15 protein-coding genes are annotated in these 13,477 nt (G+C 36.7%); 2 read left to right on the top strand and 13 right to left on the bottom strand.

Going from position 1 to position 13,477, the window contains the following annotated elements; all coding sequences use genetic code 11:
* Positions 1-24: 24 nt before the first annotated feature.
* The 12 genes from M0R21_01885 to M0R21_01830 are packed head-to-tail and all read right to left on the bottom strand — an operon-like array spanning position 25 to position 9,450.
* Positions 25-417 (bottom strand): hypothetical protein, encoded by a 393-nt coding sequence (locus M0R21_01885; GenBank protein ID MCK9616566.1) that lies wholly within the window; start codon positions 415-417, stop codon positions 25-27.
* A gap of 9 nt (positions 418-426) precedes the next feature.
* Positions 427-1,053, bottom strand: a complete 627-nt coding sequence (locus M0R21_01880; protein MCK9616565.1) for a hypothetical protein — start codon at positions 1,051-1,053, stop codon at positions 427-429.
* Entirely contained in the window at positions 1,019-1,663 is a 645-nt protein-coding gene (locus M0R21_01875) for an outer membrane lipoprotein carrier protein LolA (GenBank protein ID MCK9616564.1), read from the bottom strand. The genes M0R21_01880 and M0R21_01875 overlap by 35 nt, the downstream gene beginning before the upstream one ends.
* Positions 1,653-2,429 (bottom strand): polysaccharide deacetylase family protein, encoded by a 777-nt coding sequence (locus M0R21_01870; protein MCK9616563.1) that lies wholly within the window; start codon positions 2,427-2,429, stop codon positions 1,653-1,655. The genes M0R21_01875 and M0R21_01870 overlap by 11 nt, the downstream gene beginning before the upstream one ends.
* Complete coding sequence (locus M0R21_01865) at positions 2,426-3,451, bottom strand: beta-ketoacyl synthase chain length factor (GenBank protein ID MCK9616562.1); 1,026 nt, start codon at positions 3,449-3,451, stop codon at positions 2,426-2,428. The genes M0R21_01870 and M0R21_01865 overlap by 4 nt, the downstream gene beginning before the upstream one ends.
* 4 nt (positions 3,452-3,455) lie before the next feature.
* The gene (locus tag M0R21_01860) at positions 3,456-4,658 is read right to left on the bottom strand and encodes a beta-ketoacyl-[acyl-carrier-protein] synthase family protein (GenBank protein MCK9616561.1); all 1,203 of its coding nucleotides are present in this window, start codon (positions 4,656-4,658) and stop codon (positions 3,456-3,458) included.
* Between the two features lie 29 nt (positions 4,659-4,687).
* Positions 4,688-5,755, bottom strand: coding sequence for a beta-ketoacyl synthase chain length factor (locus tag M0R21_01855; protein MCK9616560.1), 1,068 nt, complete (start codon positions 5,753-5,755; stop codon positions 4,688-4,690).
* A 1-nt stretch (position 5,756) separates the two neighbouring features.
* The gene (locus M0R21_01850) at positions 5,757-6,950 is read right to left on the bottom strand and encodes a beta-ketoacyl-[acyl-carrier-protein] synthase family protein (GenBank protein MCK9616559.1); all 1,194 of its coding nucleotides are present in this window, start codon (positions 6,948-6,950) and stop codon (positions 5,757-5,759) included.
* A 9-nt stretch (positions 6,951-6,959) separates the two neighbouring features.
* Entirely contained in the window at positions 6,960-7,223 is a 264-nt protein-coding gene (locus M0R21_01845; GenBank protein MCK9616558.1) for a phosphopantetheine-binding protein, read from the bottom strand.
* Positions 7,224-7,226: 3 nt separating this feature from the next.
* A complete protein-coding gene (locus tag M0R21_01840) occupies positions 7,227-7,871 on the bottom strand; it encodes a hypothetical protein (GenBank protein MCK9616557.1) in 645 nt (214 codons plus the stop codon).
* A complete protein-coding gene (locus tag M0R21_01835; protein MCK9616556.1) occupies positions 7,868-9,022 on the bottom strand; it encodes a hypothetical protein in 1,155 nt (384 codons plus the stop codon). The genes M0R21_01840 and M0R21_01835 overlap by 4 nt, the downstream gene beginning before the upstream one ends.
* A 2-nt stretch (positions 9,023-9,024) precedes the next feature.
* On the bottom strand, positions 9,025-9,450 hold the full coding sequence (locus M0R21_01830) for an acyl-CoA thioesterase (GenBank protein ID MCK9616555.1): 426 nt from the start codon (positions 9,448-9,450) through the stop codon (positions 9,025-9,027).
* 191 nt (positions 9,451-9,641) lie between these two features.
* On the opposite strand from M0R21_01830, the gene M0R21_01825 reads away from it, so the two are divergent.
* Together M0R21_01825 and M0R21_01820 are read left to right on the top strand one after the other, a co-directional pair.
* Complete coding sequence (locus M0R21_01825) at positions 9,642-10,331, top strand: ABC transporter ATP-binding protein (GenBank protein ID MCK9616554.1); 690 nt, start codon at positions 9,642-9,644, stop codon at positions 10,329-10,331.
* Between the two features lie 17 nt (positions 10,332-10,348).
* Positions 10,349-12,766: an ABC transporter permease gene (locus tag M0R21_01820; protein MCK9616553.1), complete on the top strand. Its 2,418-nt coding sequence runs from the start codon at positions 10,349-10,351 to the stop codon at positions 12,764-12,766.
* 51 nt (positions 12,767-12,817) lie between these two features.
* Here the strand turns inward: M0R21_01820 and M0R21_01815 are convergent, their stop codons facing one another.
* On the bottom strand, positions 12,818-13,435 hold the full coding sequence (locus tag M0R21_01815; GenBank protein MCK9616552.1) for a TetR/AcrR family transcriptional regulator: 618 nt from the start codon (positions 13,433-13,435) through the stop codon (positions 12,818-12,820).
* Between the last annotated feature and the right edge of the window lie 42 nt (positions 13,436-13,477).

Below are 13,477 nucleotides of genomic sequence, written 5' to 3'. Positions count from 1 at the left end.
AATGTTCTATTACATTATATCGTTTTATAGATTTTCTGACTTCTGAAAATTGCCAACCGAACCGTCAAGTTTCAGGCAAACGGTTTCGTTCCAGTATATCTGACATTTCACTTTAAATCCATTAATTTCCCTGGTAAAGTTCAAATTGAATTTAAGAAAAGGATGTACTTCAGGATTTACCACCGCGAGAAATTTAATATTAGCTGCTTGTTGTAAAACAAGGTTTTGACCCATTGTTTGGGCAAAAATTTCTTTTGCCATTTCGATAAGACAAACTCCCGGGACGACAGGGTTTCCAGGGAAATGTCCCTTAAAAACAGGATGTGAAGGATTTAGAGTAGCAAAAACCGAAAATGAATCCGGGTGGGTATTGTTGCTTATCGTTTCGGCAATGGTAAAAAAAGAATTCAAAAGCATAGGCAAAAATTATAATTCCATTTTTTGAAATTTTATTGAAATTTTCATTTGCTGGTGTTCAAATATAAACATTTCGGGGAAATTGTCATGATACAAAATTGTAGTTTTCACCTTCACTTTAGCATTTCGTGCAAAAATAATTTTTGTAGGCTGGTGTTCATCTCCGATTAGATGATAATAATTTTTATTGCTTTTATAACGGAATCTGTAAACGCTATCAGCATATTTTTCAGCTTTTTCGCCTTCAAATTTGTCGGTGAAAAGCATTTGCAAATCGTTGCGTAGCAGTTTGATTACAATTTTACGATTGAGTTTGGGCATACAATACATAACCTTGAAATTTTTTCCACAAAAAGCCAAATCAAAAAATTTTATACCCATTTCGTTAGTAAAAACCACACGATAGCTACTGTCGGGCATTTTCTTGATAAATGAAATACCACTCAGGCTATTTCCGAAAAAAGACAAGGAGGTACGGTAAACTGCCTTGGTGAATGTGTCTGGAAAAATCACCGGAAATTCTGTCCGCTGGGTTTTCGGTATGGTCTCCCTGCTAAGATGACGATACGCTGCCGGAATACAGGATGTTATCAGGAATATGCTAATCAGGGCGAAACCTGCTATCCGGAATTTCATGATTGGTTTTTTTGTTTTGAAAAGCGATGGAGGTATAATCGCCCGAAGGTTCTACCATTTTCAATTTTTCTACCGAATAATCTTTTTTATTGATATACAGTTCAATATTCTTTAAAAAGCCTTTCATATCTTTTTTCAGAGGAACCAGTAACACCATAAATTGTTTAGAGTTTTCGTAAAAGCTGATTTTAAATTTGTCAGTTTTTTTAAAAATGCTTCCCTGCAAACATGAAGTCATTATATCATTGATTTCGCCAAACATGCGGTTTGAACTGATATTGAATTCATTTACTCTTTGTTCGTCTTTCATCCACATTTTGGAACCATTCATAATAATTTGGTATTGCATGGGCTGCGTGTATTGCCAGCGTAACTTGTTTTCCTTTTTAAACCAAAAATGTCCTTTCATGGTCATTTGTTCGGCAAGGGCTGTCATATACTGGTTTTGTATAAAATCGCTTTCAATAGAGGAAACAGCAGAAACAGTTTTTTCAATGCTTGCTTTTACTTCGGATGCATTTTGCAAAGCTTTGAATCCGACAGGTTGCGCATTGCAAAAACTTACAATTGTAAGCAAACAGATAGTAATCAAAAATTTATTATTTCTCATAAGGTGTAATTGTTAGTAGTTTGTCGAGGGCAACAATCTGGTACCCTTCATTTCGAGCAAAAGTAATTATCCCATTCAAAACAACATCTATGCCGGGATGCCTTTCGTGCAACAGTACTATGGCACCAGGATGCAGCTTTTTTTTTATTCTGTTCAATACTTTTTGTTCATCTGAAATAACGGTATCAAGTGAACGCAAGCTCCAGCCGACAGTAGTCAGTTGTAATTTATTAACAGCCTTTCGAATTGATGGATTTGTAACACCAAAAGGTGGTCGGAAAAGCAACGGTTTTTCCTTAGTAACCGAAAAAATTTGTTCAGATGCCTGCTCAAGTTCTGCTTTCGCTTTTTCTGGAGGGAAAAATCCCCAGAATACCGAATGGCTATACGAATGATTTCCTATTAAATGTCCTTCCTGCTGCATCCTTAGCAGGACATCTTCATTTCCCGGAATACGGTTTCCTATGCAAAAAAATGTCGCTTTTATTTGATTTTCTTTCAGTATATCAAGGACTCTATGGGTTTGGGTTCCAGCAGGATGATCATCAAAGGTGAGGGCTAACTGTTTTTTGATAGTTGCACCCCGACAAACAGCATTAATATAAAAACCTGAATTGATGGCAAAAGAGCCATATATCATCGTAATCAGATAAAATGCAGCTATGCCTACCGGTAAAATTAAGGGAACGGAATATAAATGGCGAATTAAGAAAAGTATGAGAATGAGATTCACACTTAATACTGTAATAATCCATACTTTTCTCATTTTTCCAAAAGTAATAAAGAATGGTTGATGTTGCGGTAATGGTTATAAATAAGTATGCGCCGAACCGAGTCTGGTGCTTTGCTGTTGATTAACATACGGGAAGGCAATTGTTGTTCCTTCAAAATGTTGGATGCAAGCCAAACAGCGAACGACGATGCAGTATGATATTCTCCGCAAAGGTTTTTAAAAACAGCTGCAGGAATATTTTTGAATAATCCGTCCAACAAAACATTATAGCCACTATCGGTAATCCTGTTACCGTTAGCACCAAGAATAACCAAATCAATATCAGATATTTTTAACGAATACTGAGTAAGGAAGTTTTCTATTTCGCAGTTGATGACATCTGTACCGGAAGCCTTATAAAAAATATGCGGGGCATAAATACTGCAATAGTTTTTTTCTTCAGGTTGGTTGCCCAGCATAAAAAATACGGCTCCTTCTCCTGCAACCGGCTTTAAGGAACCAAATCCGGGCATTGCGTTTCCTTGTCGCCAATGACCGAGACGGTGAGTAATGGAATATATATTAAGAGTAGTTTCATCAATACTGCCAAGAAGAACCCGGGATGCTTCTTTTTCGGCAATAAGCATCAGACTGTCAATCAATGCCCATTCAAATGAAAATCCACGGTGTACGTAAGTATAATTATAATTATGGCATTTCAGTTCCAGTGCAATCTGCGCCCCTACGGTATTATGGGTTGATTGGATAAAGGATGTTGGTGGTAATAATTTTTCTTCATTGGCAATAATAGATGCTATAAACTTTTCAGTATCTTCAATGCAACCCAATCCTGTGCCGGTAATAATTGCATCGGGAATATCCACACCCGCATCTTTTAACCCTATCTTAGCTGCAGCAACTCCCATTTTTACCATCCGGCTCATCCTTCTGGCTAAGGCTGGGTTGATAAATCCTTTATAATCAGGTTCAGCACATTTTAGATAATCGTTAACAAAAGGTTTCCCGTTGGGGTCGTAAGGAGAAATAGCCGATAATCCGTTAATATATGCTTTCATAAAATTACCTCCTCGAAAATATTAAAGTTGTATTGTTTCCACCAAAACCAAATGAATTACTAAGCACATTAACTATATTTTTACCCGTAAGCAATTGGGTATTCGGATAAAAATTTAATTCTTTCATTTTTTCCGAAAAATTCAGGTTTGGATATACAATGCCTTGTTTTATAGATAGTATAGAAAGTATCGCTTCCACTGCACCGGTAGCACCCAGTGTGTGTCCGGTAAATGATTTAGTGGAACTGAGCAGGGGCACATTCTCCCCGAAAAGTGTTTGAATAGCTATACCTTCCGAAAGATCATTATTCTGAGTACCGGTACCATGTACATTAATATATTGTATTTCTGACGGTTGTAATCCGGCTACCGAAAGAGCTTTTTTCATGGCAAGTAATGCACCCAGTCCTTCAGGCGAAGAAGCGGTCTGGTGAAATGCATCACAGGCATTATCATATCCAGTTACCTCGCAGTAAAATTTTTTATTGGCAGTAATGGCTTTTTCGGGTTCAAGTACAATAAAAGCTGCCGCTTCGCCAAGATTCAGCCCGTTGCGAGTTTCATCAAAAGGTCTGCACGGGTTTTTATCCAAAATCATCAGCGAATTGAATCCGTTCAATGTAAAGCGGGTAAGTGCATCAGTACCTCCGGCAATTACCTTGTCGGTCAGTCCGTTTCTAATAAGACGGGTACCCAGCATAATACTATTGGCAGAAGAAGAGCATGCAGTACTGATAGTTCCCATTCCTTGTTTTACACCGATATAGTCTGCTATGGCTTCGGTACTGTCGCCACAATCGTGATGGACTATTTGACTGAGTCTTCCTTTTCGGTTATCGGCAATGAATTCCCGGTAAAAATTTTCACTTTTGTCCATTCCACCTACCGAGGTTGCCGACAGAAGCAGCGTTCGTTGCGAAAGTTCTGCGGAAGTAATTTGTGCATCTTCCGTAGCTTGTTTAGCAGCCAACATTCCAAGTAATGCTGTTCGGGTATATTGTTTCGGGGAAACACCTGCCTGGTCTGCCAATGCATCATTGGATAATTTTATTTCGGCAACAGGTAAAATATCGCGAAGCAATGTTGGCAAAAATTCAGCCTTGCCTATACCCGACCTACCTGTAAAAACAGATGCAAGTGTTTTTTCCACATTGCTTCCAATTGAACTGATGATCCCTATTCCGGTAACAAAAACCCGTCTTGCCATAAAATATTAATATTAAAATTAAAAATATATTATTGGTATTTCTTTATCAACAAAACACTGTGATTTATATTTTTATTATGATTCCAAATCAAAATATTGCGTAATGGGGCAGTTGGCGAATGGTTAATAACACAAACAGAAGGCGCTTCCTGGTTTTTTAAAATTACCGATGCTAACCATACAGCAAAAGAAGTTGCAGTAAAATACTCTCCGCAGAGGTGTTTGAAACCCGCGTGAGGTTTCCCTAGAAATACTCCTTCAAGCAAGTGAGTATAAATTCCATCAAAACGATTATCACCATTTATTCCAGTGATTATCATATCAATATCATGAATATCTGTATCACATTCTTTTAAAAATTGCAAAATTTTATTTTCGGTTTCTGTGGGCGATTGGGGTTTGTAAAACATTTTTACACCTGCCAAAATTGAATAAGTAGTAGTTGCTGGTACATCAGAAAGCAAAAAATAGATGGCTCCTTCACCGGGGACAGTTCCTGGAGAATTTTTATTGAATAAATCTAAACTATACAATGATTCTGTTTTCCACTTATTGAGTCTCCGGTTTATAAGATAGTGGTTTTGTGTTATTTCATCAATGCTACCCACCAATGCTGTTTGTGTTTCTTTTTCGGCAATTAGCATCAACGCATCCTGAATTGCACTTTCGAAGGAAAAACTCCTGTGGACAAAAGTATTATTGTAGTTATTGCAATTCAGCACAATAGCAATCTGCGAACTGAGTGTATTGTATGTTGACTGCATAAAATGTACAGGGTTGAGCAATCTTTCATTGTTTTGAAGGATGGAAGCCAGAAATTTTTCGGTGTCTTCGATACATCCCAGACCTGTTCCGGTAATAATTGCATCTGGCTGTGATAAACCCGCATCATTAAGGCACATTTTAGCCGCAGTAACACCTGCTTTAATAATTCGCCCCATTCGCCTACGAGCCATCAGGTCAATATAGTCCTTATAGTCAGGTGTAATAAGTTTTAAAATACCCAAAGAATCATTGATGATTTCCTTGGGGAAAAGATCGGTATTGGGGATATTTTGTGAGGAAATAATGCCTATGCCGTTAATAAATGCCTCCATATCACACTTTTGAAAAAATAAGGCAAGAATCATTTCCTCCAAAACCAAAGGAATTAGATAAAATATGCCGGAATTTTATGTTTGTTTGTAATTTTCTGACAGGTTCGAAGTGGGTATTTTCCATTTTATGGGTAAAATTCAAGTTTGGAAGCAACCAACCACGGTTCATTGCCAGGATGCAGAGTACACCTTCTACGGCTCCGGCAGCACTGGTTGTATGTCCGGTAAATGATTTGGTAGAACTTACCGGAGGTATATTATTCCCGAAAACCGTTTCAATGGCATTACCTTCCGAAGCATCATTATTTTGTGTACCAGTACCGTGTGCATTAATATAGCTGATTTGTGAGGGTTGCAAACCTGCAACAGCCAAGGCTTTCTGCATGGCAAGTACGGCGCCGTACCCTTCAGGTGAAGATGCAGTTTGATGGTATGCTTCGCAAGCATTTCCCCATCCGCTGAGTTCACAGAGGATAGTTTTTCCGCTTGTTTTTACTGCTTCTTCCGATTCGAGAACGAGGTAGGCAGCTCCTTCGCCCAAAGTAAGTCCGTTCCTAAACGCATCAAAAGGTTTACAAGGTTCTGTATCTAAAATTTGCAACGAATAGAAGCCATCTATATGAAATTTCGACAAGCATTCGCTTCCGCCGGCTATGGCGCGATCGAGTGTACCATTCCTGATAAGCCGTGCAGCAAACATGATACTGTTTGCTGAGGAAGAACAGGCAGTACTGATGGTAGTAAGATATTCATTTATACCTAAATAATCGGCAATTTTTTCAGTATGATCGGCACAATCATGAATATCAATATAATTGTTTCTGGAATTGTTGGTTAAAAAATCTTCGTAATACAGTTCGCTTTTGTCCATTCCGCCAACAGTGGTTGAAGAAATTAAGCCTGTTTTCCATTCGGCGATATCGTTTATTTTACTGTAAAGCAAGGCTTCGCGGGCAGCTACCATGCTCAGCAATGCTGTCCGGGAAAAACTTTCTGCTTCTTCAATACCAACCTTTTTAAAAAGTGCGGAATTATTGCACTTCACTTCTGCAAAAGGAAGATTTTTATAAATAGTATCTATCAAAGTAATATTGCCAATCCCGGAACGTGAATTTTGTACTGAAGCAATTGTTTCCCTAACATTATTTCCGACTGCGGAAATAATTCCAATCCCTGTTACAAAGACCTTTCGCATCAAACCATTTTAAATTTTTGATTGGTTTTCAGTAATGTACTCGGCTAAAGTACGAATAGAATAGAATATTTTTTTCCCATCTTTGGGGTCTTCAATTTTAATACCATAATTTTTTTCAAGTAAAACTATAAGCTCAAGTGCATCAATGGAATCCAATCCTAAACCTTCATCGCCAAAGAGGGGGGTATCAGGTTTAATATCTTCTGGTTTAATATCTTCCAGATTTAATTCGGTTATAATTTGTTCTTTCAGTTTGTTAATTAATTCTTCCATACTTTAATTGCTTTCTTGTTTATAAATTTTCTTTAAATTTTCTATGGTAAAAGTAAAATGATTATCCGAAAAATCAGAATAATTTTTCTGAATTAACAATAAAAATGATTCGTACAGGTTCTCATTTTGTTCGACCCAACCGGCAATACACGAATCAACTCTTTTATTATTAAACAGATATGTAATATAATTGTGTAATAATCCGGTATCCATTTCTTTAGAAATAAAAAGTGCATTCTCTCCTTTTATGGCATGCCGGATACAAATTTCACCAATCATGATATTAGGAAGAGTATAAACAAAAACTGCGGGGCTTGGAAAATATTTTTGGGCATCATTAATACTATATTGGTGATTTACATCGCTTTGCATGCTTGAACTCCCGTTGTTGATCACCACAGCCGTTTTTTCCGGATTTGAAAGTTTTACTGGACACGGTCCTTTCAGCAGATATTCAGATGTAATAAAAGCCAACTTGCACAAGCCATCCATTTTATAAAATTTCATGTATTCGGCTCCAGAATTCTTGTATGCAGCTTTCATAAATGCCGTAAAATCATTTTCTGCGAATGAAAAAACTGGTTCTCCGTTTACAAAAACAGTGCTGTGGTTTATCGAGCAAAATTGTGTTATGACTGGTGTTTTCATTTCTTTTTTTCAAAAATAACTGCCGCATTGCAACCGCCGAAACCAGAAGCGGTTTTCAGACATACATGTAGCGGATGCGAACAGTTTTCGGTAATTACATTTAACGGGAAAGGAATTCCGGACTCGGTATACCCCAAATTTTTCAATAATAAATTTTGGTTAAGGCAACCTATTGTTATGCCGGATTCAATGATGCCGGCACCACCCAGTGTGTGTCCGATATATCCCTTAACACTGTTAAGGGGGATATTGCTCATTTTTGCCATATTGAAAGCTTTCGATTCCATTTCATCGTTAAAACTGGTAGCCGTTCCGTGTGCCGAAATAAAATCAATTTTATCCGGCAGGTATCCAGCTTGGTCAAGGGCACGTTGTATAGCAAAAAATAACCCGTCGCCAGTGCGTGAAGGACCGGAAATATGATTGGCATCATTGCTGCTACCACCACCTTTTACAGTAATAACCACATTATCATCCGTTTTTATTGTTTTTGTTGTAAGTATAAGAGTTCCACTGCCTTCGCCAAGGTTAAGTCCATCTCTTGAAACATCAAACGGCTTACAAGGATTAGGGCTTAACGACTGAAATGACTGAAATCCGGAAACTACAAATTTTGTTATTGCATCTCCTCCGGAAACAACTACATTTTCATATTTCCCGGAACAAAGAAATGCTGATGCTACATTAATGGCAAGAACGCCCGAAATACAGGCGTTGGAAATAACCACCGGAGTATTGGGATTTTTAAAGAATTTACCAATAATACGTGCTGTTTCCCAAAGATATACCCGCTCTTTCGAAAAAGCTTTCCCTGTAGGAGTCAATAGCTCCACGTTCCCTTTGGTTGTAGAAATAATTAATAACGTTTTGGGATTATTAATGCTGACAGTTGTCTTTTTAAGCGCGTTGGCTACAGAAAGAATCAATAGTTTTTCAAAACGGGTAAATTGCCTGGGGTTGCCTAATGCGGAAAATTCATCATCAAGACGCAGGGAATCAACCAGTGAAACCATAAATGGATTGGGCGAAAGTTTCGTATCGTCGCAATACTTTACGCCGGTAATGCCTTTCTGAAGGTTTTTCATATTTTCGGCAGTCGAAAAACCCAGCGAAGTAATTATATTATGTGCATCAACAATAATTTCAGGCATCTTTAATGTATCCCCCACCTTTTTTTCCAATCCAAAAAAAACTGTGGGTGGGTAAGTTGCAGTTCTTTTTGAATATTTAAAAATACTTGTACAGATTCGCCCGTTGCCACTAGTTCACTATTTGATTTTCTGAAAATTTTGTATTTGAAAATTATCTTTGCTGCTTCTGTATTTACATATTGTGTTTCCACTATGGCTTTTTCGCCAAAAGTAAGTGAACATCTATACTCACATTGCATTTTAACTATGGGAGTTAATAATTGATTATTGAAAATCGTACTATAGCTTAGTCCGTATTTTTCGCCAAAATCTTCTCTTCCATCTTCAAAATACTTTATATAGTTTCCATGCCATACAATATGCATGGGGTCAACCTCGCAAAAGCGAACGGTTATTTCTGTTTTGCTAACCAGAGGTGTTATTTTCATAAAGCAAAAGTAAATTAAAAAATACAAATATTAAATTCAAAATATATAAAACTGTATTGTACAAGGCTTCATGTAAGAAATGGTATATCTGGATTAATAAATTGTTTATAAAAAAGAAAGATCGGTGTAACATTTTCTGACGGTATTCGTCGAATAGAAAAAGTTTTTTTTTGAAAAAGTTTTTAACCACAATGATAAAAACTGTTAACCTTTCAAAAGTATTTCGTACAGATGAAGTAGAAACCACTGCGCTAAATCTGGTTTCATTTTCAATAACAAAAGGAGAGTTTGTAGCTATAATGGGACCTTCGGGTTGCGGGAAGTCCACCCTTTTAAATATTTTGGGTTTACTTGATAATCCGACAAGTGGAGAATATTATTTATTTGAACGGGAAGTATCGAAATTTACAGAACGGCAGCGTGCATTGTTGCGGAAACAAAATATTGGTTTTGTATTTCAGAACTTTAATCTTGTTGACGAACTGACTGTTTTTGAAAACATCGAATTGCCCCTTATTTACCGGGGAATGTATAGCGGCGAACGGAAAAAAAGAGTAGAACAAATATTGGAACAAATGCAGATAATGCACCGGAAAAAACATTTTCCCCTGCAACTTTCCGGAGGTCAGCAGCAACGTGTAGCAGTAGCCAGAGCAGTGGTTACCCGCCCCAACCTGATTCTTGCCGACGAACCTACCGGAAATCTCGATTCGGCTAATGGTGAAGAAGTGATGAGCATTCTCGAAAAGTTGAATCAATCGGGTACTACCATAATTATGGTAACACATTCGCAACGCGATGCCGATTATGCGCAACGTATAATTCGTCTTTTCGATGGACAAATTGTTACGGAAAATATTCGCGAACGGTTTGTTATTTAACAAAATAACTGATCATTATGTTTAAAAATTATATTAACAGTGCTTTCCGTAATATTCTGAAAAACAAGTTTTATTCGGCATTAAATATCATCGGTCTGACAGTTGGACTGGTTTCCACCATTTTTATTTTGTTATATATACGCGACGAACTTTCCTTTGATAAATACAACACAAATTATAAACGGATTTACCGTCTTGAATCCGACTTCCGTATTGGTGAAAAACATGATAAATTTGCCATTACTTCATTTCCTTTGGCTCCGGCTCCCAAACTTGAATATCCGGAAATAGAATCTTTTACCCGTATGTTTCGAAACGAAAATATGCTGATACGGTGTAATAATAAAGAATTTTACGAAAACAATATCTGGTTTACCGATTCTACGCATTTTTCCATTTTCAGTTGTAAATTTATATACGGGTCTCCTGGTAAAGCTTTGTGCGAACCCAACACCATTGTACTTACACAAAAACTTGCCAAAAAATATTTTGGCAGTGAAAATCCATTGGGAAAATTGATTTATACAAATGGAAATACCAGTTACAAAGTAAGCGGGGTTATTGAAAATCTGCCGGGGAATACCCATATTCAGTACGACGGGTTAATTTCTATGTCCACCATAGCCAAATTTATCGGGTTTGAAAGGTTCAATAGCATGCAGCCCGAAGCATTCTGGAATGTGAATCCATTCAGCTTTATTCTCTTAAAACCCAATGTGCAAATAGAAACCCTGCTTCAAAAGTCTCCGGAATTTTATAAAAAATACATGGAAACCATCGGAAAACAAATTAATGCCAATTTTAAACTGATGGCTACCGGTCTCGGGCAAATTCATTTGCACTCAACTCTCACCGCCGACGAACCTACCGGAAATATATTTTACGTTTATATTTTTTCATTTGTTGCTTTTTTCATTTTATTGATTGCCGCAATCAATTATATGAATATGGCGACAGCAAAATCTACTAACCGGGCAAAAGAAGTGGGAATGCGCAAAGTAATTGGAGCTTACAGAGTACAAATCCAGCGACAGTTTTTGTTCGAATCGGTAGTATTGGCTTTTATCTCCCTAATAATTTCCCTTTTCCTTATCCAGTCGTTTTTACCGATGTTCAATACGCTTACCGATAAGCAAATGTCATTTGGCATAATTTCCGATCCTTTAATTTCTGTGGGTATCCTGCTTATTACTTTGCTGGTAGGACTAATTTCGGGAAGTTATCCTGCATTTTATCTTTCTTCCTTTATTCCGGCAGTGGTTTTGAAAGAGAAAAACAAAGTCGGAAGGAAAAATGCACTTCTACGAAAAATATTGGTTGTATTTCAGTTTGTTATTTCTATTTTTATGATTTCAAGCACACTTATTGTAAGCAGTCAGTTTCGCTTTTTTCAGAATAAAAATATCGGTTTTGATAAGGAAAATCTTCTTTTCACCCAAATTCAGGATACTACCTTCGCCAAAAGTATTCCGGCATTTAAACAGGAGCTTCTTAAAAATCCTGATATTATTGGTGTAAGTACTTCGTTCGGACTTCCATACAACAATTTTTCCATCCAGGTGATGCGGGTAGAAAACGGTGGAAAAATGCAGGAAATTGCCCTCAATAATATTATTGCCGATTATGATTTTATAAAAATAATGGGAATGCAAATAGTTAAAGGGAGAGATTTTGATAAAACCAGGGGTACCGATCTCCAAAAAGCCGTTATTATCAATGAAACAGCTGCAAAAAAATTAGGTTGGATTGAACCTTTAGGTAAAAAAATTCAATATGATCTTAATCTCGACGGTACAGCCAACCGAAATACACGTGTAATTGGCGTGGTTAAAGATTTTAATTACATCTCTTTACACAATCAGATAGAACCCATGGTTATTTTTTTACAACAGCGTCCCGGTGGATATTTGACAATAAAAATTAAAGAAGGAACAATTAATAAATCTCTTGGCTATATTAATGGTGTTTGGCAAAAATTTGGTGTTAAAAATCCTTTCGATTACAAAATAATGACTGATTCATACAATACTGTTTATGCACACGAAAAAAAACTTACCCAAATTTTTACCGTGTTTTCTGTAATTTCTCTTTTTATTGCCTTATTAGGTTTGTTGGGTCTTGCATCATTCGTTACAGAACAAAGAACGAAGGAAATAGGTATAAGGAAAATTTCCGGGGCATCAGTTGCTTCTATAACCGGAATGTTCTACTATGAGTTTTCTCTGTTATTGGGTATTGCTTTTGTGATTGCCAGTCCGATATCTTATTTTTTCCTTAGTAATTGGCTCGAAAAATTTGCATACCATGTTACTGTTTCTCCAATCACTTTTTTGCTTTCTGGAATTATTGCCTGGGTTGTTACCATGTTGGCTATCAGCTTTCATATCCTAAAAGCTGCTACTGAAAATCCAGTAAATGCAATTAAATACGAATAGCTTTTTTTTCATATCTTCCAGCCGTATATAATTTATTTATATGCGGCTTTTTTATTTAAAAACCATGTCCTTGCGCCTTTCTTCGTAATATGCCATCCCTTGCGTATTGGCTATGCCTCTGATAAAATTATCAAACATTACCTCAAAAAGCACTCCGAAGGAAAATTTATCAGGGGGAAAAAACACAGGGTTTTGTAAGTCAATCAATCTGCTGATGTACAATCTTGCAAGTAGTTCAATGCTGAAATCGCTACGATAAATACCTTGGCTTATTCCTTTTTCGATGTTGATTTTAATTTTTTCAAAAATAAAATCTATACGTTTTTCGAAATGTAAACGATAAATTGCTGGATAATATTTGCGTAGTTCGTATGTAACCATAGGATTTACATATTTAAAACGCCTGCTTATTTCGCGACTTACCGTAAGTAAAATATCAATGGCATTTACTCCTTCAAAGTTGTATTCATCAAATATTTTCCCAAAACTGTCACGTTCAAAATCAAGAACTTTTTGTACAAGGTCCGTTTTGTTTTTGATATATTTGAAAAGAGTTTTTTTTGATATACCTATCACGTTGGCAATATCATCCATTGAGGCTTTTCGGATTCCCTTGTCAAAGGATAAGTCTCTTGATTTTTCTAAAATTTTCTGGAATTCTAATTCCATTATTAGTATATTTGATTTTTAACTACTTTATCTAAAACAAAA

The sequence above is a fragment of the Lentimicrobiaceae bacterium genome (genome assembly GCA_023227965.1).
GTDB lineage: Bacteria > Bacteroidota > Bacteroidia > Bacteroidales > JALOCA01 > JALOCA01.
This window is presented reverse-complemented; position numbering and strand designations above follow the sequence as displayed.

Excerpts from the sequence above, each read along its gene's own strand:
- M0R21_01885 (MCK9616566.1), bottom strand. The coding sequence starts at position 417 with ATGCTTTTGAATTCTTTTTTTACCATTGCCGAAACGATAAGCAACAAT.
- M0R21_01880 (MCK9616565.1), bottom strand. The coding sequence starts at position 1,053 with ATGAAATTCCGGATAGCAGGTTTCGCCCTGATTAGCATATTCCTGATA.
- M0R21_01875 (MCK9616564.1), bottom strand. The coding sequence starts at position 1,663 with ATGAGAAATAATAAATTTTTGATTACTATCTGTTTGCTTACAATTGTA.
- M0R21_01870 (MCK9616563.1), bottom strand. The coding sequence starts at position 2,429 with ATGAGAAAAGTATGGATTATTACAGTATTAAGTGTGAATCTCATTCTC.
- M0R21_01865 (MCK9616562.1), bottom strand. The coding sequence starts at position 3,451 with ATGAAAGCATATATTAACGGATTATCGGCTATTTCTCCTTACGACCCC.
- M0R21_01860 (MCK9616561.1), bottom strand. The coding sequence starts at position 4,658 with ATGGCAAGACGGGTTTTTGTTACCGGAATAGGGATCATCAGTTCAATT.
- M0R21_01855 (MCK9616560.1), bottom strand. The coding sequence starts at position 5,755 with ATGGAGGCATTTATTAACGGCATAGGCATTATTTCCTCACAAAATATC.
- M0R21_01850 (MCK9616559.1), bottom strand. The coding sequence starts at position 6,950 with ATGCGAAAGGTCTTTGTAACAGGGATTGGAATTATTTCCGCAGTCGGA.
- M0R21_01845 (MCK9616558.1), bottom strand. The coding sequence starts at position 7,223 with ATGGAAGAATTAATTAACAAACTGAAAGAACAAATTATAACCGAATTA.
- M0R21_01840 (MCK9616557.1), bottom strand. The coding sequence starts at position 7,871 with ATGAAAACACCAGTCATAACACAATTTTGCTCGATAAACCACAGCACT.
- M0R21_01835 (MCK9616556.1), bottom strand. The coding sequence starts at position 9,022 with ATGCCTGAAATTATTGTTGATGCACATAATATAATTACTTCGCTGGGT.
- M0R21_01830 (MCK9616555.1), bottom strand. The coding sequence starts at position 9,450 with ATGAAAATAACACCTCTGGTTAGCAAAACAGAAATAACCGTTCGCTTT.
- M0R21_01825 (MCK9616554.1), top strand. The coding sequence starts at position 9,642 with ATGATAAAAACTGTTAACCTTTCAAAAGTATTTCGTACAGATGAAGTA.
- M0R21_01820 (MCK9616553.1), top strand. The coding sequence starts at position 10,349 with ATGTTTAAAAATTATATTAACAGTGCTTTCCGTAATATTCTGAAAAAC.
- M0R21_01815 (MCK9616552.1), bottom strand. The coding sequence starts at position 13,435 with ATGGAATTAGAATTCCAGAAAATTTTAGAAAAATCAAGAGACTTATCC.